General features: G+C 74.8%; 16 protein-coding genes. 5 read left to right on the plus strand and 11 right to left on the minus strand.

The genetic code is table 11. The features are described 5' to 3' along the window. Positions 1-99: 99 nt before the first annotated feature. From FB455_RS10075 to FB455_RS10090, 4 genes are all read right to left on the minus strand, one after another. Entirely contained in the window at positions 100-3,504 is a 3,405-nt protein-coding gene (locus tag FB455_RS10075) for an ATP-dependent DNA helicase (protein ID WP_145753035.1), read from the minus strand. 55 nt (positions 3,505-3,559) lie between these two features. Then, positions 3,560-7,282 carry an ATP-dependent DNA helicase gene (locus FB455_RS10080; RefSeq protein WP_145753075.1) on the minus strand — a complete coding sequence of 1,241 codons (3,723 nt, stop codon included), beginning with the start codon at positions 7,280-7,282 and terminating at the stop codon, positions 3,560-3,562. A gap of 239 nt (positions 7,283-7,521) precedes the next feature. Next, entirely contained in the window at positions 7,522-8,067 is a 546-nt protein-coding gene (locus FB455_RS10085) for an LOG family protein (protein ID WP_013288424.1), read from the minus strand. A gap of 3 nt (positions 8,068-8,070) precedes the next feature. Next, the gene (locus tag FB455_RS10090; RefSeq protein ID WP_013475238.1) at positions 8,071-8,934 is read right to left on the minus strand and encodes an LOG family protein; all 864 of its coding nucleotides are present in this window, start codon (positions 8,932-8,934) and stop codon (positions 8,071-8,073) included. Positions 8,935-9,107: 173 nt separating this feature from the next. Here FB455_RS10090 and FB455_RS34245 point away from each other — a divergent pair, with 173 nt between their 5' ends. Continuing rightward, complete coding sequence (locus FB455_RS34245) at positions 9,108-9,269, plus strand: hypothetical protein (RefSeq protein ID WP_013288426.1); 162 nt, start codon at positions 9,108-9,110, stop codon at positions 9,267-9,269. Positions 9,270-9,317: 48 nt separating this feature from the next. Here the strand turns inward: FB455_RS34245 and dapE are convergent, their stop codons facing one another. Then, a complete protein-coding gene (gene dapE, locus FB455_RS10095) occupies positions 9,318-10,391 on the minus strand; it encodes a succinyl-diaminopimelate desuccinylase (RefSeq protein ID WP_030273854.1) in 1,074 nt (357 codons plus the stop codon). A 102-nt stretch (positions 10,392-10,493) separates the two neighbouring features. Here dapE and dapD point away from each other — a divergent pair, with 102 nt between their 5' ends. Then, complete coding sequence (gene dapD, locus FB455_RS10100) at positions 10,494-11,453, plus strand: 2,3,4,5-tetrahydropyridine-2,6-dicarboxylate N-succinyltransferase (RefSeq protein WP_013288428.1); 960 nt, start codon at positions 10,494-10,496, stop codon at positions 11,451-11,453. 57 nt (positions 11,454-11,510) lie between these two features. Here the strand turns inward: dapD and FB455_RS10105 are convergent, their stop codons facing one another. Continuing rightward, a complete protein-coding gene (locus FB455_RS10105; protein ID WP_145753038.1) occupies positions 11,511-14,861 on the minus strand; it encodes a S8 family serine peptidase in 3,351 nt (1,116 codons plus the stop codon). 140 nt (positions 14,862-15,001) lie between these two features. On the opposite strand from FB455_RS10105, the gene FB455_RS10110 reads away from it, so the two are divergent. Next, a complete protein-coding gene (locus FB455_RS10110; RefSeq protein ID WP_145753040.1) occupies positions 15,002-15,568 on the plus strand; it encodes a sugar O-acetyltransferase in 567 nt (188 codons plus the stop codon). An 83-nt stretch (positions 15,569-15,651) separates the two neighbouring features. Continuing rightward, the gene (locus tag FB455_RS10115; RefSeq protein ID WP_145753042.1) at positions 15,652-18,237 is read left to right on the plus strand and encodes a hypothetical protein; all 2,586 of its coding nucleotides are present in this window, start codon (positions 15,652-15,654) and stop codon (positions 18,235-18,237) included. Between the two features lie 47 nt (positions 18,238-18,284). Here FB455_RS10115 and FB455_RS10120 read toward each other — a convergent pair whose 3' ends face one another. From FB455_RS10120 to fdxA, 5 genes are read right to left on the minus strand one after another with little or no spacing between them, the layout of a single operon-like run. Next, the gene (locus FB455_RS10120; protein ID WP_145753045.1) at positions 18,285-18,932 is read right to left on the minus strand and encodes a nucleoside/nucleotide kinase family protein; all 648 of its coding nucleotides are present in this window, start codon (positions 18,930-18,932) and stop codon (positions 18,285-18,287) included. Beyond that, a complete protein-coding gene (locus tag FB455_RS10125) occupies positions 18,932-19,576 on the minus strand; it encodes an SIMPL domain-containing protein (RefSeq protein WP_013288433.1) in 645 nt (214 codons plus the stop codon). The genes FB455_RS10120 and FB455_RS10125 overlap by 1 nt, the downstream gene beginning before the upstream one ends. A gap of 5 nt (positions 19,577-19,581) precedes the next feature. Continuing rightward, on the minus strand, positions 19,582-20,598 hold the full coding sequence (locus FB455_RS10130; protein ID WP_145753047.1) for a prephenate dehydrogenase/arogenate dehydrogenase family protein: 1,017 nt from the start codon (positions 20,596-20,598) through the stop codon (positions 19,582-19,584). Between the two features lies 1 nt (position 20,599). Next, a complete protein-coding gene (dapC, locus tag FB455_RS10135; protein WP_013288435.1) occupies positions 20,600-21,709 on the minus strand; it encodes a succinyldiaminopimelate transaminase in 1,110 nt (369 codons plus the stop codon). Next, positions 21,706-22,032, minus strand: a complete 327-nt coding sequence (fdxA, locus tag FB455_RS10140) for a ferredoxin (RefSeq protein ID WP_007464872.1) — start codon at positions 22,030-22,032, stop codon at positions 21,706-21,708. Before fdxA ends, dapC begins: the two co-directional genes overlap by 4 nt. A 79-nt stretch (positions 22,033-22,111) precedes the next feature. On the opposite strand from fdxA, the gene FB455_RS10145 reads away from it, so the two are divergent. Beyond that, entirely contained in the window at positions 22,112-23,110 is a 999-nt protein-coding gene (locus tag FB455_RS10145) for a GNAT family N-acetyltransferase (RefSeq protein WP_145753049.1), read from the plus strand. The last annotated feature ends 6 nt before the right edge of the window (positions 23,111-23,116 follow it).

The following is a 23,116-nucleotide window of genomic DNA, read 5'->3' on the forward strand; positions in this document are numbered from 1 at the left end:
GCCCGGAGAACTCCGGACACAACAAAGAGCGCCTGGGGCCACAATCCGCCAGGCGCACACAGAGTCTCTGGAAACCAAAACTGCAACCCAGCCAACGTATCACGGATTCGCGCGCTCCGGGAGATCCCCCGGGATTTCCGGCACGGCGGCCACCAAGGCGGCCAGTCCCTCCGCGTCGAGCAGATCGGCCGGGCGGACGGTGGCGGAGTCCCGCACGTAGTGGAACGCGGCGCCGACCCGGTCCACCGGCACCCCGGCCAGTTCCGCCCAGGCCAGCCGGTACACAGCCAGCTGCACCGCCGCCGCGTCGGCCTCCCGGCCGGCCGGCTGCCGCCCGGTCTTCCAGTCGACCACGTCGTAGCGCCCACCCGGGCGGGCGAACACGGCGTCCATCCGCCCCCTGATCACCACCCCGGCGATGACAGTGGCGAACGGCACCTCCACCTCCACCGGCACCCGGTCGGCCCACTCGCCGGCCAGGAAGCGCTCCTGCAACTCGGCCAGCGCCTCGTCCGGGGCCGCGTCCTCGTCCGCCGCGCCGGGCAGCTCGTCCACGTCGAGTAGCCGGTCGGTGCCGAAGCGCTGCTCCAGCCAGGCGTGGAACGCGGTGCCGCGCCGGGCGTACGGGTTCGGTTCGGTCGGCATCGGGCGGCGCAGCGTACGGGCCAGCGCCTCCGGGTCGCGGCGCAACGCCACGAGCTGGGTCACCGAGAGCTGGCCGGGTAGTTCGACCTCGACCGCCTCGGCCTGCCGGGCCAGCTCCGCCCGCTCGGCGAGCAGGAGATCGGCCTCGCGCCGCCAGCGGGCCACCTCGGCGTCGTCCGCCGCTCCCGTGGTGGCGAGCACTGCCGCCTCGCGACGGGCCGTCTCCGGGTCGGCCAGGTGGCGGCGGACCAGCGCCGCCGCCTCGGTCAGCGCCGGGCGGCGGGTGCCCAGCGGGTCGGCCGGCCACTCGGCCCGCAGCACCGTCTCGGTGGTCGGGTTCACCGCGTCCCCGGCCGGCTCCGGCGTCCACGCGTCCACCACGTGCCCGTCCCCGCCCGCCAGGCAGGCGTCGTGCACCTCCCGCAGGAACACCGACGGGCCGCGGAACCGCTTGGTCCCCTCCCCCCACCAGTAGCCGGAGCAGAGCAGCAGCCGACGCGGGCGGGTCACCGCCACGTACGCCAGCCGGCGCTCCTCCCGCTCGTCGTGCGCCCGCCAGGCGTCGGTGAAGTCGGTCAGCGCACGGGCCACGCCGCGCTGGTCCTCCGCCTCCGGCAGGGCCAGCTCGGGCAGCCCGTCCGCGTCGCCGCGCAACGGGAACGGCAACACGCCCAGCCCGCCCAGCCAGTGGTCGGAGTTGCGGACCGGCCCCGGCCAGACGCCCCGGGTCATCCCCGCCACCGCCACCACGTCCCACTCCAGGCCCTTCGCGGCGTGCGCGGTGAGCACCTGCACCGCGCCGGCCACCACCTCGACCTCGCCGGGCGCCAGCCCGCGCTCCTCGTCCTCGGCGGCGGCCAGGTAGGCGAGGAAACCGGCCAGCGTGGCGCCGGGCGTCTCGCCGCTGAACCGGGCCGCCACGTCGCCGAGCGCGTCCAGGTGCGCGCGGGCCAGCCCGGCGTCGCCCGCGCCGTCCCGGCCGGCCCGGACCGCCACCTCGACGTCGAGCCCGATGGTCCGCTCGATGTCCGCGATCAGCTCCGGCAGGGACTGGTCCAGCCGGTAGCGCAGCAGCGCCAGCTCCATCCCGTACGAGCGCAGCCGCGCGTAGCCCTCGGCCGAGTACGCCTGCGCCGGCCCCAGGTCCGCCAGCGCCTCCACGAGCGTCGCCTCGTCCAGCGCGTCCACGGTGATCTCCGGGCCCTCGTCGCCGGTGAGCTCCCGGCGGCTGCGGGCGATGGCGCGGGCCCGGCGGTGCAGGGCGACCAGATCACGCGGGCCGATCCGCCAGCGCGCGCCTGTCAGCAGCCGCAGCAGCGCCGCCCCGTCGGTCGGGTCGGCGAGCACGCGCAGCGTGCACACCACGTCCCGTACCTCAGGGGTGTCCAGCAGCCCACCCAGGCCGACCACGTCGACCGGCAGTCCGCGGGCACGCAACGCCGCCTCGATCGCCGGGATCTGGCTGCGCAGCCGCACCAGCACCGCAGTGGTCGGGCGGCGGTCGGCCGGGATGTGCTCGGGCAGCGCGCCGGGCATCCCGGCCGCGCCCCGCCAGGCCGCCAGCACGCTGTCCGCGATCCAGTCGGCCTCGTCGGCGTACGTCTCCAGCAGCGCGCAGTGCACGGTGCCGCCGGCCTGCCCGCCCGGCGTGCGGTGCGGGATCGCGTCGCGGACGCTGAGCGCGGCGTGCAGTTCCGGCACCCGCGCGCCGGCCGCCCGCAGCGGCACCGACAGCGTGTTGGCGACGCCGAGGATCTCCGGCCGGTTGCGCCAGCTCGTGGTCAGGCTGAGCACGTCGGCGGGGCTGCCGTCGGTGCGGGCGAACTCGGCCGGGAACCGGTCGAGCGTGCCGGCGCTGGCCCCGCGCCAGCCGTAGATGGACTGGCAGGGGTCGCCGACCGCGGTGACCGGGTGGCCGCCGCCGAACAGCGCGTTGAGCAGCACCACCTGGGCGTGGCTGGTGTCCTGGTACTCGTCGAGCAGCACCACCCGGAACCGGTCCCGCTCGATCACCCCGACGCCGGGATGGTCGCGGGCCACCCGGGCCGCGCGGGCGAGCTGGTCGGCGAAGTCCATCGCCTCGAAGTCGTCCTTGCGCCGGGCGTACGCGCGCACGAGCGGCAGCAGCTTCAGCCGGGTCCGCTGGAGCTGGAGCGCCTTGCGGACGTCGGCGTAGACCCGGCCCGGCCGGGACTGCACGTCGGCGAAGAACCGGCCGGTCCAGGCGGCCAGCTCGTCCGGGTCGACCAGGTGCTCGTCCAGCTCACCGGCGAGCGCCAGCACGGCGTCGGTGATGGTCGACGGCATCCGGTCCACCTCGGACATGTCGCCGTCGTAGTTGCGCACCAGCAGGTCGACGAGCTGCCAGCGGGACGCCTCGGTGAGCAGCCGGGTGGTCGGCTCGTACCCGGCGCGCAACCCGTGCTCGGTGACGATCCGCCCGGCGTACGAGTGGTACGTGGACACGGTCGGCTCGCCCGCCAGCGGGTCGTCGTGCGGATCCCGCCCCTGCCGGCCGAGCCGCCGGATGAGCTGGTCGAGCCGGGTGCGGACCCGGTGCGCCAGCTCGCCGGCCGCCTTGCGGGTGAAGGTGAGGCCGAGGATGTGCTCGGGGCGTACGTAGGAGTTGGCGACCAGCCACATCACCCGCGCGGCCATCGTCTCGGTCTTGCCCGAGCCGGCGCCCGCGACCACCAGCAGCGGCTCCACCGGCGCGGCGATGATCGCGGCCTGCTCCCGGGTGGGCGCCGGCAGCCGCAGCAGCCGGGCCAGCTCGACGGGCGTGTAGCGGGGCCCCGCGTCGGCGGTGCGCGGCGCGGGCGTGGCGGAGGCGCCGAACAGCGCCGGCTGAACAGTCATGGTCCAGTCTTTGTTCGCGACTGCGGGGCTCGCAAAACCGGCTCACTCCTCGCGCTCACGGCTGGTTCTCCGGTGGCGGCTCGACCACCTGGCGGCCCTGGCCGGACACCGGGCAGCTGGTGCGTACCGGGCAGACCCGGCACTTGGAGTTGGCCACTGCGGCGAACGTCGAGGCGGCCATCGTGTCTGCGGTACGGCGCACCAGCGCGGTGGCCCACCCGGCCTCCGGGCCCTCCCCGGCCGCCGCCTGGGTCTGCTCCTTGGCGTCCCGCGCGCCGGTGCCGAGCTGCACCAGCGCCGCCCCGCCCGGTTCCTCGCCGAACTCGGCGAACCCGCCCGCCTCCACCGCTGCCTGGTACGCGCCGAGCTGCGGATGCTCGGCCACCTCCCGCTCGGTGACAGCCGTCGACTTGCCGGTCTTCAGGTCGATCACCACGAGCCGCCCCTCGTCGTCGACCTCCAGCCGGTCGACCCGGCCGGTCAGCTCGATCGGACGGGACGGGTCGTCGAGGCGGACCGCGAACTCGTGCTCGATCGCGAGCAGCCGGCGCGGGTTGCCGGCCAGCCAGCGCAGCAGCTTGTCCACCATCGCCTCGGTGCGCTGCCGCTCCGGGCCGGCCATCCACCGGGCGGCCAGCTCGATCGCGTCGAACCGGGCGGCCACGTACTCCAGCAGCGCCTCCCGGTCGACGCTGGCATCCTCGGCCAGCATCGCGGCGGCGTGCACCAGGTTGCCCACGCCCTGCGCGGCGCTGGCCGGGCCGCTGCCGCCGTGCCGTTCCAGCAGCCAGCGCAGGCTGCACCGCAACGCGCTCTCCATCGCCGACGGGGTGACCCGCACCGGCTCGCCCTCGTCGACGAGCGGCCGGTCGTCGGACAGGCCGCGCAGCCCCCACCAGTCGTCCGGGTGCGCGCCGGGCACGCCGGCGGCGGCCAGCCGCGCCAGCTCACCCGCCGCCGCGTGCCGCCGGGTGATCGGCGTCGCCGGGTCGGTGACTGCGGTACGCAGCTCCGCCACCAGCGCGGACAGCGTGAGCCCACGCGGCGGCAGGGTGACCGGGAGCGCCGCGGGCGGCCCGTCCTGCGGATGCTCGTCCCCGTGCGGCACCGGCCCGTCCACGATGCCCCCGCGCATGGCCGTACGTGTCGGTCCGTTCCCGGTCGGTCCGTTTCCGGTCGCGTTCGGGCCGGTCGGATTCGGGCCGGTCGGAGCCGGGCCGGTCGGGTTCGGGCCGGTCGGGGCGGTGCCGCCTCCGCCGGTGGCGGGTGGGTCGGCGGCGGCCAGTTCGTGCAGGAAGCGGCTCGGCTGCTCCTCGTGGTCGTCCCCGCCGACAGCGGCGGACGCCACGGCGGTGACCAGCAGCCGCCGCCGCGCCCGGCTGATCGCCACGTGGAACAGCCGCCGCTCCTCGTCCAGCAGCGCCGACGTCTGCCCGACCAGGCTGGCCCGCAGCCCGGCGCCGTCGGCGCGACCGGCGAGCACGTCGACGAGCCGCTCCGAGCCGAGCAGGCTGCCGCGCAGGCGCAGGTCCGGCCAGACGCCCTCCTGCACCCCGGCCACCGCGACCAGATCCCACTCCAGACCCTTGGCGGCGTGCGCGGTGAGCAGGCGTACCGCGTCGCCCCGGTCGGCGGCGGCGGCGAGCGTGTCGGCGGGCAGCTCCTGCCCGAGGACGTGGTCGAGGAACACCTCGGTACGCGCGCCGGGCAACCGGTCGGTGAACCGGGCCGCCGCGTCGAAGAGGACGAGTACGGCGTCCAGGTCACGGTCGGCGGCCTCGGCCCGCCAGCGCTGGGCGGTCTCGTGCTCGCCGGTGGCCGCCCGCCCCCGGGTGATCGCCCCGGCCCAGCGTTCGGCCAGCCCGCTCTCCCGCCACACCGCCCAGAGCACGTCCTCGACTGTGGCGCCGGGCCGGCCGGCCGTCTCCCGGGCGGTCGCGAGCAGGTGCGCCACGGCCTGCGCGGGGGCCGCCCAGCGACGCTCGATGGTGGCCAGTTCGGCCGGGTCGCGAAGTGCCTCCACCAGCAGCTCGCCGGAGGGACGGCGGTCGCCGCCGGCCAGCGCCAGCGCCCGCAACCCCTGGCGCAGCCGCCGTTCGGCCAGCGGGTCGGCCCCGCCCAGCGGGGAGTGCAGCAGCGCGACCGCCGCCTCCTCGTCCAGCCGGTCGGGTTCGAGCGCGCAGCGCAGCAGGAGCAGCAGCGGGGCGACCGCCGGCTGGAGGTGCAGCGGCAGGTCCTCGCCGTGCACGACGGTCGGCACACCGGCCGTGTGCAGCGCGCGCCGCAGCGACGGCAGTTGCCGGCCGGTGGAGCGGACCAGCACCGCCATCCGGGACCACGGCACGCCGTCGAGCAGGTGCGCCTCGCGCAGGGCGTGCGCCAGCCACGCCGACTCGCTGGTGGCGGACCGGAACGTCCGTACCTCCACCGTTCCGGCGGGCACGCCGGGAAGCGGGCGCAGCCGCCGGTGCCCCGCCGGGCCGCGCAGCCGCCGGGCCAGCCGGGCGGTCGCCGCCAGCAGTTCCGGCCCGGCCCGGTACGAGGTGGTCAGCGTGACCTGCGCCGCCGGAGCACCGGAGGCGGTGCGGAAGCGGTGCGGGAACGTGGTGACGCCCGCCGGGTCGGCGCCGCGGAACGCGTACGTGGACGAGTCCGGGTCGGCGAACGCGACGAGGGACCGGCCGCCTCCGGCCACCACGGCGAGCAGGTCGAGCTGGGCCGGGTCGGTGTCGGCCAGCTCGTCGACGTACACGTGGGTCAGGCGACGACGCTCGGCGGCGAGCAGCTCGGGGTCGTCGAGCAACATGCCGGTGGCGGCGCGCACCAGTTCCGCCGGGTCGTACGCCACCGAGCCCCGGTTGCTCACGTCCCGCAGGGCGAGCACGGCGACGTACTCCCGCAGGAAGCGCGCGGCGGCCGGCCAGTCGGCGCGGCCCAGCTTCTCGCCCAGCCGGGCCAGCTCGACCGGGCCGACGCCGCGCTCCGCGGCACGCATCAGCAGGTCGCGGAGCTGCTGGGCGAACGCCCGGGTACGCAGCGCGGGGCGCAGGTCCTCCGGCCAGCCGACCGGGTCGTCGCCGGGTTCCTCCCCCACCACGTCGAGCAGCTCACGAATGATCAGGTCCTGCTCGGGGCCGGTGAGCAGCCGGGGCGAGGGCTCACCGCGTTCGGCAGCCGCGCGGCGCAGCAGCCCGAAGGCGTACGCCGGGAACGTGCGCACCAGCGGCTCACGGATCACCCGGTGCCCGCCCTCGGCGATGCGCGCCTCGATCCGGTGGCGCAGTTCGGTGGCGCCGCGCCGGCCGAAGGTGAGCACGAGGATCCGCTCCGGGTCGACACCCTCGGCCACGCGGGCCGCGACCGCCTCGACGAGCGTCGTCGTCTTGCCGGTGCCAGGACCGCCCACGACGAGCATCGGCCCGTCGGTGTGCGCGATCACCTCGGCCTGCACCGGGTCCACCGCACGCACACGGCTCAGGCCCTGCCCGGCCCCGGTCTCCCGGGTCTCGTCGCCAGTCCGCGCTTCTTCGCCCCCCGCATCCGGCGTGGTGGCGGGTGGGGCAGCTCCGCGTGTGCCGGTGCCGGGTGTCGCGGGAGTCGTGGCGTCGGCGGGCGGCGTGATGGGCTCCGGGTGTGCGGCATCGCCCGCCGACCCCCCGGATCGCGGCTCCGCATCAGCCGGCCCACCGGGCCGACCCACCCCCTGCCCCGCCCCGGCGTCGTGGGTGACCCCCGCCTCCGCGCCGCCGGGCCGGCGCACCAACCGGTACGCCTGCATCACCGACATCCCACCACGCCGGTACGACACCCGGAAACCGACCGCCGTCCCGGCCGTCACCAGCTCACCTGCCCGCAGCGTGCACCACTGCCCGGCTCTGCCACACACCCCTAGATCAACACCACCTCGGGGAAATGGCCACATCACACACGCCCGGACACCACCACCTCCCCGAAATGGTGTCGATCAAGCCCGCCGAAACGGTGGTGAACAAGGACGGGCCGACCGGGCGGGCGGGGTCAGGTCAGGCGGGTGTCTATCAGGTCCAGGGCGGCGGGGACGCTGTCGGCGACCAGCAGCAGGTCCAGCGCGGCCGGCTTGAGGAACCGCTGCTCACCGAGCCCGCGGATCCAGTCGAGCAGCGGCCGGTAGAAGCCGTCCACGTCGACGATCACCATCGGCTTGGCGTGCAGGGCCAGGGTGGCTGTGGTCCAGACCTCGAACAGCTCGTCGAGCGTGCCGAGCCCGCCGGGCAGCGCCACGAACGCGTCGGACTTCTCGTCCATCAGCGTCTTGCGGCTGGCCAGGCTGTCGGTGACCAGCAGCTCGTCGGAGTCCAGGTCGGCGACCTCCAGGTCGACCAGGGACTGCGGGATGACGCCGACGGTGCGACCGCCGGCCGCCCGCGCGCCCTGCACCACGGCGCCCATCATCCCGACGCAACCGCCGCCGCTGACCAGCGTGTGGCCGCGCCGGGCCAGTTCCTCACCGGTCTCGGTGGCGAGCGCCAGCCAGCGGGCGTCGAGAGTACGGGAGGACGCGCAGAAGACACAGACGTTGGCCACGGGTCAGCTCCGTCCCGCCGGGCCCTCGGGGGCGGCCTCGGCGGCCGCGCGCTGGTCGGCGGCCACCCGGGCGACCGCCTCCTCGCGGACCGCTTCCTGCTCGGCGGAGAGCACGGCCTCGGCCTCCACGATGTGCCGGACCGCCTCGTTGACGTCGTCGGTGAGGCGGATCAGGTCGAGGTCGGCCGGACCGATCTTGCCCTCGGTGGCCATGGTGCCGCGCAGCCAGTCGAGCAGGCCCTGCCAGTAGTCGGTGCCCATCAGCACGACCGGGAAGCGGGTCACCTTGCCGGTCTGCACCAGGGTGAGCGCCTCGAACAGCTCGTCCAGGGTGCCGAAGCCGCCGGGCAGCACCACGAACGCCTGGGCGTACTTGACGAACATGGTCTTGCGGGCGAAGAAGTAGCGGAAGTCGATGGCCAGGTCGACCCAGTCGTTGAGGCCCTGTTCGAACGGCAGCTCGATGCCGAGCCCGACGGAGAGGCCACCGGCCTCACCGGCGCCCCGGTTGGCGGCCTCCATCACGCCGGGACCGCCGCCGGTGATCACCGCGTACCCGGCCCGGGCCAGCGCGCCGCCCAGTTCCTCGGCCATCCGGCACTCGGGGCTGTCCGGCTTGCTGCGGGCGGAGCCGAACACGCTCACCGCCGGGGGCAGGTCGGCGAGGGTGTCGAAGCCCTCGACGAACTCGGACAGGATCCGCAGCGCGCGCCAGGCGTCCTTGGTCTTCCAGTCGCTGCGTCCCCGGGAGTCGAGCAGCCGCTGGTCGGCCGTACTCGTCGGAATCGCCCGGTTGCGCAGCGTCACCGCGCCGCGATGCCGTTCTCCCCGGTGCCGCTCCCCCCGCTGGCCGCGCCCGGCCGACATTCCGCTGCTCTCGCCCATGGGGTCACCGTAGTAGAGCGGCTCCGGCGGGGCGCGCAGGCCCGGGAGCCGAAGAAATCTTTGGGATCCGGGCAACTAATTCGGTCGCACGTACGTCTTACTATTCACATACCCGGTATACCCCGGGCGACGCGCCTTCGGGGGAGGAGCCAGCGTTGATCAGTAACAGCGAGATGATCCGGATCCGCCGTCAGATGCAGCGGCGGATCCGTGACGTGGTGGCCGAGCGCCGCCGCGCCCGGATGATGGAGACCCACCGGTCCGACCTGACCGGCGAGACCGGCGAGGCGGAAGCACCCCTGACGACGACCGTCTGACGGTCCCGGGGTCCGCGAGGCGGGCGCGGACCCCGGGATCGCAGCGCGTCAGGCCGGGGCCAGCCAGCGGTGCAGCGTCGCCGCGCCGTCCCGGATCTTGGTCAGTTCGACGTGCTCGTCCTTGTGGTGCGCCAGGTTCGGGTCGCCGGGGCCGAAGTTCAGCGCCGGAATGCCCATGGCCGCGAACCGCGCCACGTCCGTCCAGCCCAGCTTGCCGATCGGCGCCGCACCGACCGCCGCCAGGAACTCCTGCGCCGCCGGGCTCTCCAGTCCGGGCGGCGCACCGGCCGCCGCGTCGGTGACCTCCAGCTCGAAGCCGGCGAAGACCTCGCGCAGGTGCGCCTCGGCGCCCGCCGGGTCGCGGTCCGGGGCGTACCGGTAGTTGATCTCGATCTCGCAGCGGTCCGGGATGACGTTGCCGGCCACCCCGCCGGTGATCCGCACCGCGTTGAGACCCTCGCGGTAGTCGCAGCCCTCGATCGTCACCCGGCGGGCCTCGTACGTGGTCAGCCGCCGCAGCACCTCGCTCGCGCCGTGGATGGCGTTGACGCCGTGCCAGGAGCGCGCCGCGTGGGCCCGCTCGCCGTGCGTGGTGACCACCGCCCGCATGGTGCCCTGACAGCCCGCCTCGACGATCCCGTACGTCGGCTCCAGCAGCACCGCGAAGTCGGCCTCCAGCCACTCGGGGTGGCTCTGCGCGACCAGGGTGAGGCCGTTGTACTTCGACTCGATCTCCTCGGCCTCGTAGAAGAAGTACGTGACGTCGTAGCGCGGGTCGGGCAGCGTCACCGCCAGGTGCAGCGCGAAGGCGACCCCGGACTTCATGTCGGAGGTGCCGCAGCCGTACATCAGGTCGCCACGCATGGTCGAGGGGAAGTTGCCGTTGAGCGGAACGGTGTCCAGATGGCCGGCGAGCACCACGCGCTGCGCCCGACCCAGGTCGGTCCGGGCCATGACGGTGTTCGAGTGCCGGTAGGTGGTCAGGTGCGGCACACCGCGCAGCACCTCCTCGACGCAGTCGGCGATGGCCTTCTCGTTGAGGGATACCGACTCGATGTCGACCAGGGCGCGGGTCAGCGCCACCGGATCGGCCAGGACCTCGGGGGTCAACGGGTTCTGCATGTCTCGCACGGTACCGTCATCCTCGGTGGGCGCGAGGGACACGTGCCGCGCCCCCGGCCGCGAGCAGCGGCGGACGCCGCCGCCGGAACGAGAGGTGACACAGTGACGTCCGCACCATCCGCCTGGGGCATCGGCCTGGCCACCGTCACCGCGCAGGACCAGGTGCTCGACACCTGGTACCCGACCGGCAAGCTGGGTCTGGGCGAGCTGCCTCTGGTGCCCGGCGAGGACCGGGCCGACGTGCTCGACCTGCCTCCGGGCGCGATCGGGGAGCGGGCGCTGCCCGGGTTGCGCACTGTCGAGGTGACCACTGTGATCGGCTCGCTGGACGACCCGATCAAGGACGCCGCCGACGCGTACCTGCGGTTGCACCTGCTCTCCCACCGCCTGGTGCGGCCCAACGAGCTGAACCTCGACGGCATCTTCGGCAAGCTGGCGAACGTGGCCTGGACGTCGGCCGGGCCGTGCCCGCCGGAGCGGGTGGACGAGCTGCGTGTCATCGAGCGGGCCGCCGGCCGCCACCTGTCCGTGTACGGGGTGGACAAGTTCCCCCGGATGACCGACTACGTGGTGCCGTCGGGGGTGCGGATCGCGGACGCGGACCGGGTCCGGCTGGGCGCGTACCTGTCGTCCGGCACCACCGTGATGCACGAGGGCTTCGTCAACTTCAACGCCGGCACGCTCGGCACCTCGATGGTCGAGGGCCGCATCGTGCAGGGTGTGGTTGTCGGCGACGGTTCCGACATCGGCGGCGGCGCCTCGATCATGGGCACGCTCTCCGGCGGCGGGACCGAGAAGGTGCGCATCGGTGAGCGGAGCCTGGTCGGCGCGAACGCCGGTGTCGGCATCACGCTCGGCGACGACTGCGTGGTGGAGGCGGGCTGCTACATCACCGCCGCCTCGAAGATCACCCTGCCGGACGGCCGGACGGTCAAGGCCCGCGAGCTGTCCGGCGTCGACGGGCTGCTGTTCTGGCGCAACTCGGTGACCGGCGCGCTGGAGGCGAAGCCCCGCACCGGCCAGGGCATCGCGCTCAACGCCGCGCTGCACGCCAACGACTGAGCCGTACCCCCGTCCGGGTCCGCGACGGCGACCGCCGCGCGGACCCGGACGGCCGGCTCACCGCAGGCGGTACGCCTGGATGATCCGCTGGGTCACGGTGTTGCCGGCGTCGTCACGGGCGGTGGCCCGCAGCGACGCGTACCCCGGGCCGGCCGGGTGCCGGACGGTGGCCGTCCACGCCCCGCCCTGCTTCTTCAGCGCCGCCTTCTGCCAGGTCTTGCCACCGTCGTAGGAGACGTCGACGGTGAGCGCCACGACCCGGCCGGACGGCGCGCCGGGCTGACGCTGCACCGTCACCGGCACGGTGAACGTCCGGCCCGCCGGGGCCGAGCTGTCCGCCGCCAGCGGCGGGGTGAACCGGACCGCCATGGCCGGCAGCCGGGCCGGCACGTCGCCCGGTACCCGCTTGGAGCGGAACGTCCAGCTCGCCGTGACCTCGGTGCTCAGGTCGGTGAAGCCGCGCGTCGCACTGGTCTCCAGCCGGTAGTTCGCCGTTCCCGGCGGCACTGTGAACTCGCCGTAACCCGGGTAGGGCGACTCGTCGACAAGCTTGCCGTTGCGGTAGAGCCGGGTGTGCTCGGTGTCGTTGAGCGAGCCGCCCGGGTGCCCGGCCGCGTCGCTGTGCACCGGCAGCGAGACGATGACGGTGTCGCCGGTACGGGTGATGCCCTGCTCCGGCCACTGCGGCTGCGGGAAGGACGGGCCGAACGGGGCCTTGTTCCACTCGTCGCGGTAGCTGTGCCCGGCCTGATAGCGGGTCGGCACTCGTTCCAGCGCCGCCCGCGGCTCCAGCCAGCCCTCCTCGGCCCGCTCACCGAAGGCCAGCTCGGCGCTCCAGCGGGTCCGGGTGACGCTGAGGTGGTCGATCCGCTTGCCCGGCACCTGGACGGGCAGGACGATCGCCGAGCCGCCCATGTTGTAGTCGCGCTCCGCGTAGACGACCAGTTCGTTGTCCATCCCGGCGTAGCCGGCGGCGAACCGGTTCGTGACGGTGGCCAGGTCGGCCGGCCGGTAGTGCCGGACGAAGCCGGTCGGGAACCGGCCCGGGAACAGGTCGTTCAGGCCGTAGAAGTACGGGCTGCGCTCGGGCGCTGTCGGCTCGACCCACTGGCTGGCGAGCGCGCCGACGAAGACCTTGTCGGAGACGGTACGGCCGATCTGGGCCGAGTAGAGGCCCTCGAACCTGTCGGTCCACAGCCCGAAGCTGTTGTAGTAGTCGCCGAATCCCCAGGCCGCTGTGAGGTCGATCAGCAGTGGCGCCGCGCCGCGCTGCGGCACCGTGGTGCGGATCGGCTTCGCCCGCCGGGCGTCCAGCGCGAGCCGCTGGTTCCCGGCCACCACCAGTTCCGGCTGGGCGAGGAAGGAGACCTCCGACCAGCCCTGGTCACCGTCGACGAAGATCAGGCTCTGTACGCCGTACCGGCCCTTCGGCACCCGGATCCGGGTCTCGCCGCCGGCGCCGTAGACGTCCCGGTAGGTGCCGTCGTCGAGCCCGAGCAGGACGGTGTAGTAGCCGTCGGTCAGGGCGCCGGAGCGGTTGCGGTGGGTCACGGTCAGGTCGTAGCTCTCCACCTCGCGGTCGACAGCGAGCGGGGTCACCACCACCGCGTCGCCGGCGCGGGCGAGCAGGCGGCCGGTCCAGTAGCCGTCGGCGCCGCCGAGCCGGGTGTCGATCACCACTGTCACCTGGGCGCTGCCGCCCGCCGGAACGGTGAGCCGCGAGGTGCTGAGGGTGAGCATGCCGGCCGGCGCGGTCCGCCCGCCCGGTCCGGTGAACTCGGTGCTCAGATCGAGCGTGAGCGGGGCGGTCCCGCCGTTGCGGTAGGTGACGGTCCGGCTGACCGGCTGGTCGTCGGTGTGCGGCCAGGCCGCCACGCCGAACGAGACGGACGCCGGTTCGCTCGTCACCTGCTGGGTGATCGCGCGGGCGACGTCGACCCGGCCCGCACCCTGCTGGAACGCGGTCTGCTCCGGGTGCGGCTTCGCCGAGGCCATCAGCGTCGCCTTGTAGCGCTCGGGCGTCCAGCCGGGGTGCTGCTGGGCGAGCAGCGCGACCGCGCCGGCCACGTGCGGGGCGGCCATCGACGTGCCGGACAGCGAGGCGTACCGGTCCCCCACCGGGTCGCCGATCTGGCCGTGCGCGGCCCGCGCGGCCACGATCTCCACACCCGGCGCGGTGATGTCCGGCTTGATCGCCCCGTCGCCGACCCGGGGCCCGCGGCTGGAGAAGTCGGCGAGCACGTCGTCCCGGTCCACAGCGCCGACCGCGAGCGCGGCGTCGGCGGTGGCCGGCGAGCCGACCGAACCGTCGGCGCCGTCGTTGCCGGCGGAGATCACGAACAGCGTCCCGTGCTGCTCGGTGAGCGTACCGACCGCCTCCTCCAGCGGGTCCACCTCCGGGGTGTCACCGCCGCTGAGGCTCATGTTGACCACAGTGGCGTGCTGCTCGGCCGCGGCCCACTGCATGCCGGCCAGGATGGCCGACTCGGTGCAGCCGTAGACCTCACAGACCTTCCCGGACAGCAGCGTGGCGTCCGGCGCCACGCCCCGGTACTTCCCGCCCGAGGCGGCGCCGCTGCCCGCGATGGTGGAGGCCACGTGCGTGCCGTGCCCGACGATGTCGTCCGGGTCCGCCTCCTCGGTGAAGTTGCGCGACTCGGCGACCTTGCCGGCCAGGTCCGGGTGGCTGAGGTCGACGCCGGTGTCGAGCACCGCGACCCGCACGCCCTTACCGGTCCAGCCGGCGGCCCAGGCGGTCGGCGCGCCGATCTGCGGCACGCTGTGATCGAGAGTCAGCCGCCGCCGGCCGTCGAGCCAGATCCGGTCGACACCCCCCGCCGCGTCGAGCCGGGCGCCGGAGCGGTCGGCGCTCACCGCCTTCCAGAGCGCGCCGGTGTCGCCCTTGTCGGCGACGACGGCCGCGCCGGCGATCGCCGGCAGGTCGCGGGTCACCCGCGCGCCGGCGAGCGGGGCCGCCGTCCGCCGGGCCACCCCCGGCCGGTACGTCACGAGCAGCGGTACGCTGCCGCGCCGCGCGTCGTCGTACCCGGCCTCGATCAGCCCGCTCACGTCGAACAGGCGCCGGTCGAGCTTGCCGGCGCGGACCAGCGGGAGCGCGTCCTGCGGCATCACGGTGAGCCGGTCGCGCTCCCGCCCGACCAGGAACTGGATGCCGGCGCGGCCGGCGCCGGGGCGTACCGCGGCACGGCCGCCCGAGGCGACTGTGACCCGGTCGCCGGTGATCAGGGTGACGGTGACCGGGCCGGCGCCGGGCTGGGCGGACGGGCCGGCAGGGGCGGACGGGCCGGTCGGCGCGGTGGGCGTGGCGGCCAGCGCGGGCACCGGCAGGCCGAGCGCCAGCGCCAGGCCGAGGCCGAGCGCCGTCATCTTTCTGCGGTTCCGGAGCAACCTTCCTCCTTCGTCGGACGTTTCATCGATGAGAGACACATCGACGCGGGTATCAGGATTGCATACCGCGTATGCATCGGGAAGTCGCCGATCCGACGGAACCGCCGCCCCGGTCCCGGGCGGGCCGGGACGATCGAGCAATGACCTCCATGAAGGACCGGATGCTGGCCGGCGAGCAGTACATCGCCGACGACCCCGCGATCATCGCCGATCTGGAGCGCGCGGCCCGGCTCGGCGAACGCTTCAACCGCAGCTCCGCCGACGACCCGGCGGGCCGCCTCGCCGCGCTGCGCGAACTGCTCGGCTCGCTCGGCGACGACGCCTGGGTCCGGCCGCCGCTGTACTGCGACTACGGCTTCCAGACGCACATCGGCCCGCGCACCTTCGTCAACTTCAACGCGGTCCTCCTCGACGTCGCCCGCATCACCATCGGCGCGGACGTCCAGATCGGACCGAACGTGCAGCTGCTCACCGCCACCCACCCGGTGGAGCCGGAGGCGCGCCGGGCCAAGTGGGAGTCGGCCCAGCCCATCACCATCGGTGACAACGTCTGGCTCGGCGGGGGCGTGATCGTGCTGGCCGGGGTGACCATCGGCGAGAACACGGTGGTCGGCGCCGGCGCGGTGGTCACCCGCGACCTACCGGCCAACGTGGTGGCGGTGGGTAACCCCGCTCGCCCGATCAGGAACCTGGATCAACCGTCCTGAGCTGCGGGAACAACCGCTCCAGCGGATGCGGATTCCCGTCCGGTCACGCACTCTGGGTAGTAGTGCGTTTACCGGGAGGCACAATGGAACGGGTCCTCGAACTGCGGGTGCACGGGGTCTCCAACACCCCGCCGGATCAGCTGCTCGGCCTGACCGCCGGTGTCAACGGTGACGGTGCGCAACCAACACTGGTCGCCGGCGGTCAGACCACCGGCTTCTACCGGTCCAGCACCGCCGGCCGGGACGACCCGATCACGGTCGAGGCGTACAGCTGGGGGCAGTTGACCTCCGGCGCGCGGACCCGGCGGGACGTGGAACGAGCGCTGTGGACGCTGATGCTCCCTTTCGCGCTGGCGAACGTCGCGCTGCACGCCCGCGCCGGCATCCCGCCCGACCCGGACCAGGAACGCTGGGCCAGCCGGTCCGGCATCACCGCCTGGTTGATCCGCCTCTTCTGCCTGAGCCTGACCTGCACGCTCGTCGTCACAGTGACCGGCGTCGGAGTGGACCTGGTCGGCTGGCAGTGCGTGGACGCGGCCTGCCTCGGCCGGCTCCCCGGCCCGTGGGAGTTCCTCGGCGACTCCTGGTGGCGCGAGGGCACCCGGGCGCTCGCGCTGGGGCTGCTGCTGCCGCTGCTCGTGCTGGCCGCGATCGGGCTCGTCGCCTTCCGCACCTACCAGTACGAGGCGCAGATGCCCGCCGACCCGCACCACCACGCGCCGGCCCGGGAGGATGGTGAGCCGGTCGAACGACCGAACCCGCGCGAGCCCCCGCAGAACCCGCTCCAGGACCCGACGTTCTGGAACGGGGAAGGGCAACTGCGCCGGGCCGCCGTGCTGCACCTGTGCACCGGCGCCGTCAGCGCCGCAGCCGTACCGGTCGCCGCGGTGCTGATCATGGATCCGCCGCGCGGCGTACGGGCCGCCGTCGCCTGGCCCACTGTGGCGCTGCTCGCCGCCGTGGTGGTGATCGCCGTGGTCGCGGTCGCCCGTCCCTGGCTGAGCCGACGGCAGGGCGCCACCCCGCTCGGCCGGTGGAGCGCGGCGGTCGCGACGCTCACCGCGCTCGGACTGGTCGGGGCGTTCGTCCTGCTGCTGCTCCCCGACGGGACGGCCGGGCAGCCGCTGTCGGCGTACCGGCCGCCGGACGGATGCGCGGCGCAACCGGACACCGCCGGCTGTCGCGCCGACCGGTCACTGCCCGGGTACGACACCGCGATCGCCTGGCTCGTCGCGTACCAGGTGCTGTTGCTGCTCGCCATCGCCGCGGCGAACCGCTCCGGCCGCCGGGCGCTGATCGGACCCGCCACCGGGATGCTGCTGCTGCCGCTCGGCGCGACATGGATCGAACGCGGCCTGCCCGTGCTGCCCGCCGCGCCGGACGAGCTGCACACCTGGATGCTCGTCGGCCCGGCCGTCGCGCTGGCCGCCGCCGGACTGTTCCTGCCCCGTCTGCGGCCGGCGGTGCCGACCCAGCCGCTCGGCGCGTACACCGATCTCGCCTGGCATGGCTGCGCCCCGGCGGTCATCGCCGGGTTCGGCTGGATGATGGCGGTGGCGTACTGCGCCGGGCTGCTCTACTGGGTCAGCGACCGGCTCGACGCGTCGGCCGAGCCGAGCGGCCCGAGCCGGGTCGTGCCGCCACTGGCCGTCTTCTGGGCCGGGCTGGCCTGCGCGATCGGCCTGGCCGCGTTGGTCGGGGTGCTGATCCGGGCCGTCGTCCTGCTGCACCGGCTGCGCCGGGTCGAGTACGCCGGGCTGGCCGGCACACCCGGGCTGTCCGCACACGACCTGCGGCGCTGCCGCGACGTCAGCACCTACCGGGCGCTGCACCGGCTGGTCGGCGAGCACGCCGTGCGGCTCGTCGGCTGCTACGCCGCGTTCTGCGCGATCCTGGTCACCCTCTGCTGCGCCGCCGCGCTGTCCGGCGAGCGGCCCAGCCCGCTGTCCCCGTCCGGCTGGCAGACCGCCATCCACTGGACCGCCGAGCGCGGCGACACGCTCCTCGGCTGGCTGCCGGTGGTGATGGCGGCGCTCGGGCTGCTCGTCTACCGCACCGACTCGGTACGCCGCTCGGTCGGCGTGATCTGGGACGTGTGCACGTTCTGGCCCCGGGCCGCGCATCCGCTCGCGCCGCCCAGCTACGCCGAACGCGCCGTACCGGAACTCCAGACCCGGGTGGCGGGCCTGCTGGCGCTGCCGCCGCACCACGGCGACCGGATGGACGGCGTCATCCTCTCCGGGCACAGCCAGGGCACCGTCATCTGCGCCGCGGTGCTGCTGCAACTGCCCCGCCGGTGGCGGCGACGGACCTGGTTCTTCTCCTACGGCTGCCAGCTCACCCGGCTCTACGGGCGGGTCTTCCCGTCCTACTTCGGGCCGGAACGGCTGCGGGCGCTGGCCGGCGCGCTCACCTGGCCCGGCGGGCACGTGGCCTGGACGAACTTCTGGCGGGACACCGACCCGCTGGGCTGGCAGGTCAGCGCCGGCCAGCGGGACGTGCCGGTGGCCGACCCGGAGGCGCTGCACCCGTCCGGCGGCGAGGTCGCCGACCCGCCCATCCGCAGCCACAGCGGTTATCCGGAGTCGGTGGAGTTCACCCGCGAGCGCGCGGTGGTGTCCCGGCTGCTGCGCCGCACCGTGCCGTCACCCCGGCAGCGGACCGGCTGACCTCGCCCGGCCTCCCGCCCGCGACGGACCGGCGCCCCGGCCCGGCGTCACGCCTGCGGCGGGTCGGCCAGGCGTACCACCAGGTCGGCGTGCCCGGCCGTGCCGGCGACCCGCCGGGCGTTCTCCTCGTCGCTGCCCAGAGCCCACGCGCGGGCCTGCTCCGGCGACTTCCCGTACGCCTCGTGGCGCGCGGTGAGCCGGCGCAGCCGCAGCTCCGCGTCCAGGTCCAGGAACCAGATCTGGTGTACGAGCGTGCGTACCTCCTCCCACGGGTCGTCCCGCAGCAGCAGGTAGTTGCCCTCGGTGACCACCAGGCGCACCTCGGGCGGCACCTCGATCGCCCCGGCGACCGGTTCCTCCAGGTCGCGGCGGAACTCCGGCGCCCACACCGACGTCGGTTCCACCCGGCGCAACCGGCGTAGCGTGGAGACGAAGCCGTTGACGTCGAACGTGTCCGGCGCGCCCTTGCGGTCGGCCCGGCCGAGCCGCGCCAGCGCCGACCCGGCCAGGTGGAACCCGTCCATCGGGACCAGCCGGGCGACCGGGCCGAGCGCGGCCACGATCCGTTCCGCCAGCGTGGACTTGCCCGCGCCGGGCGCGCCCGCGATGCCGAGCAGCTGACGCGGGCCGTCCTCGGCCAGCGCCCGCGCCCGGGCGACGAGTTCGTCGAGCGAGAGCACCTCCGCCTGTGGCATCAGCCCAGCACCGGCTCGCTGATGGTGAACCGCGCCTCGACCGCCGCCTGCACCGGCTGCGGCGCCGGGTCCAGCTCCAGCTCGCGCTCCGGCTCGCCGGAGCGCGAGTACGCCGCCCCGACCATCATCATCGGCGGCCCGGCGCTCATCCCGGTGTCGGACAGCTCACGCAACGCGATCACCTGGGCGCCGAGCGCCTCGGCGTACTCCCGGGCCCGGACCAGCGCGTCGGCGATCGCGGCCTGCCGCGCCTCCCGGTAGGCCGGGCTGTCCGGACGCAGCGACCACACCGGCCCGGCCACCTCGACCTGCTCCTGGTCGGCCAGGCGGAGCATCAGGTCACCGAGCGCGGTGAAGTCGGTGGTCGTCACTGTGGTGCTCACGCTGCCCTGGTAGGCCACCACCCGCTCGCCGGCGCGCTTCGTCACCGGCCAGACGTGGACCTGGCCGGTCTCCCGGCGCTCCACCACGGGCCCGGCCGCGTCGAGCAACGCGCGCACCGCGGCGGCCCGTTCGGCCAGCCGGGTCAGTGTGGTCTCCCGGTCCCGGTCGCGCGCCACCGCTGTCACGGTGAACCGGGCCAGCTCGGGAGCCACCTCCCGGTACGCCTCACCGCGTACCGCCACGACCGGTGCGTCAGCCATGCCGCTCAGCCTAACGGCGGGGTGGCCGGCAGGTGCCCCATGTAGGTGACCGCGCCGGCCGCCTCCCGCACCTCGCTCAGGTGACCGCCCGCCGCGCCCAGTTCCCGCAGGTACGCCAGCTCCCCCGCGTGGTCGGCGGCCGCCGGGAACTCCCGCCGGTGCGCGCTGAACACGCGTGCCCGCAGCGTGGAGCGGACGTCCCGCCCCTCGGCGAACCGGTCGGCCAGCGCACCGGCGTCGCCGGCGCGCAGCGCCTCGGTCAGCTCGGTCAGGAACGCGCCGAGCGCGTCCAGCTCGGCGAGCACGCGGTCCCGGTTGCCGAGCAGCATGTTCGCGGTCCGCTCGGGTGGCCCGCCGGCGACCCGGGTGCCGTCGGAGAAGCTGCCGGCGGCGAGCGTCAGCACCGCGTCCCGCAACGCCGACCGGTGCACGGTGCCGGCCAGCGCGCCCGCCAGCACGTGCGGTACGTGCGAGGCGAGCGCGGCGGCGCCGTCGTGCTCCGGGGCGGACATGGGCACCACCCGGGCGTGGAAGACGTCCACCAGCAGCACTGCCAGCCGCCGGAACGCGCCCAGGCCGGTCGGCCCCGGGCAGAGCACCCAGGCGGCGCCGTCGAGCAGGTCCGGGCCGGCCGCGGCCGCGCCGGCCCGGTCCGCGCCGGCCATCGGATGGCCCGGCACGAAGCGGTGCCCGAGCCCCTGAACGGTGGCGGCGGTGCTCACCTCGGCCTTGACGCTGCCCACGTCGGTGAGCACGCAGTCGTCGTCGGTCACGGCGGCGACCCGGGCCAGTGTCGTCGGCAGCGTGGGCAGCGGGCCGCAGAGGAACACCACGTCCCGGCCGGTGACCGCCTCCTCGACCGTGTCGGGCACGTCGACGCCCCGGTCGCGTACCTGCCGGCGGGCCGCCGGATCGGGATCCCAGCCGGCGACGTCGAGCCCGGCGTCGCGCAGCCGCAGCAGCACCGAACCGCCGATCAGCCCGGTGCCGACCACCGCTGCCCGCGCCAGCCCGCCCGCCACGTCAGGCCCCGGCGAGCCGCCCGGCCACCGCGTCCACGTGCTCGTCGGACTCGGTGAGGGCCACCCGGACGTGCCGGGCGCCGGCCGGGCCGTAGAAGACACCGGCGGCCACCAGGATGCCCCGGCGGGCCAGCCGGTCCACGGTCTCCCAGCAGTCCTCGTCCCGGGTGAGCCAGAGGTAGAGCCCGGCCTCCGAGTGCTCGACTGTGAAACCCGCGGCGGTGAACGCCTCGCGCAGCTTCTCCCGCCGGACGCGGTAGCGCTCGCGCTGGGCGTCGGCGTGCTCCTGGTCGCCGAGCGCGGCCACCATGGCGGCCTGCACCGGGGCGGGCACGATCAGGCCCGCGTGCTTACGGATCTTGAGCAGCTCGGCCACCAGCGCCGGATCGCCCGCGACGAACCCGGCCCGGTAGCCGGCCAGGTTGGAGCGCTTGGACAGCGAGTGCACCGCCAGCACACTGTCGTACGAGCCACCGCACACCTCGGGCGAGAGCACCGAGACGGGCTCGGCGTCCCAGCCCAGCGGCAGGTAGCACTCGTCGCTGGCGACCACCGCGCCGCGCTCGCGCGCCCACTCGACCACCTTGCGCAGGTGGGCGGCGGGCAGCACGCGGCCGGTCGGGTTGCCCGGCGAGTTGACCCAGACCAGGCGGACCCGGGGATCCGGGCCCAGCGCGGTCAGCGAGTCGGTGCGTACCGTCGTCGCGCCGGCCAGCCGGGCCCCGTCCTCGTAGGTCGGGTAGGCCACCGACGGCACCACGACCACGTCACCTGGGCCGAGCCCGAGCAGGGTGGGCAGCCCGGCCACCAGCTCCTTGGAGCCGATCGTCGGCAGCACACCCAGGCCGTCGACGCCCGCACCGCAGGCCCGCGCGACCCAGCCCGCGATCGCGTTCCGCAGGGCGGGCGTACCGGCGGTCAGCGGGTAGCCCGGTGCGTTGGACGCGTCGGCCAGGGCCTGCCGGATCAGGTCTGGCACCGGGTCGACCGGCGTGCCCATCGACAGGTTGATGAGACCGTCCGGGTGCGCCGCGGCCGTGGCGGCCGCGGCGTCCAGGGTGTCCCAGGTGAAGTCGGGCAGCCGTGCCGAGACCGGCGTGCGCCGGTTCAGTGGCCCTCGCCGCGCGGCGGCTGCGCGGCGACGAAGGTGGCGTCCTTCTCCACCTTGCCGATCTTCGAGGCGCCACCGGGCGAGCCCAGGTCCTCGAAGAACTCGTAGTTGGCCCCGGTGTAGTCCTTCCACTGCTCCGGGACGTCGTCCTCGTAGAAGATCGCTTCCACCGGGCAGACCGGCTCACAGGCACCACAGTCGACGCACTCGTCGGGGTGGATGTAGAGCATCCGGTTGCCCTCGTAGATGCAGTCGACCGGGCACTCCTCGATGCATGCCTTGTCGAGCACATCCACGCACGGCTCGGCGATGATGTAGGTCACCGGTCTTCTCCTCCGCAAGACTCGTCGCGATCAACCGCAACGGTAAGAGCCTAGTATCTCGCCGGGGAGGGGGTCGATCGTGCTCCGACAGCAGGACGTGGGACACCGGATCGTGGTCCGCCGGATTGTGGGGATTCGCGAGGGCCGCACGCTGTTCTCCGACGCGCTCGGCGAGCTCGTGGAGCTGAGCGAGACCCACATCACTCTGTCCACCGACGCCGGGCCGCTGCGCGTACCGGTGGCCGAGGTGCACCGGGCAAAGCGGGTGCCACCGGCCCGGCGGCCCACCGCCGCCGCCGTGGTCGCGCTGGAGCTGGCCGCCGACGAGGCCTGGCCCGCACCGGTACGCGGACGGCTCGGCGACTGGCGGCTGCGCTGGGCCGACGGCTGGACCGGGCGGGCGAACAGCGCGCTGCCCGTCGGCGACCCGGACCGCCCGCTGCCCGCCGCGCTGGACGCGGTGCAGCGCTGGTACGCCGAGCGCGGCGGGTCCGCCCTGGTGAACACCCCGCTGCCGCTGGCCGCCCCGGTCGGCGCGGAGCTGGACGCACGCGGCTGGACGTCCCGGCCCCCGGTGCTGGTCCAGACCGTCCCGCTGCGCACCCTGACCGTGCCGCCCGCTGTTCCGCTGCCGACCTCCACCCCGCTGCCGGCCGACGCCCCCGCCGATGTGCCGCCGGTGACGCTGACGGACGCGCCCGCCGACGACTGGCTGGCGATCGCCGCAGGCCGCAAGGGCGGGCTGCCGGACGCCGCCCGGCAGGTGCTCACCGGGACGCCCCAGGTCCGCTTCGCCGAACTGCGCGAGGACGGCCGGCTGCTCGCGGTCGGGCGGGGCACGGTGACCGGCGCAGGCCGCTGGCTCGGCGTCAGCCTGCTGGAGACGGTGCCGGAGGCACGCCGTCGAGGGCTCGCCGCCACTGTCGTACGCGCCCTGGCCGGCTGGGGCGCCGCTGAGGGCGCCACCCACGCGTTCCTCCAGGTCGAACAGAGCAACAGCGGCGCTGTGGCGCTCTACCGCGGGCTCGGCTTCACCACCCACCACACCTACCTGACCCGGGTCGCCCCGGCGGCCTGAGCGGCG

The sequence above is a fragment of the Micromonospora sp. CNZ296 genome, assembly GCF_007827635.1.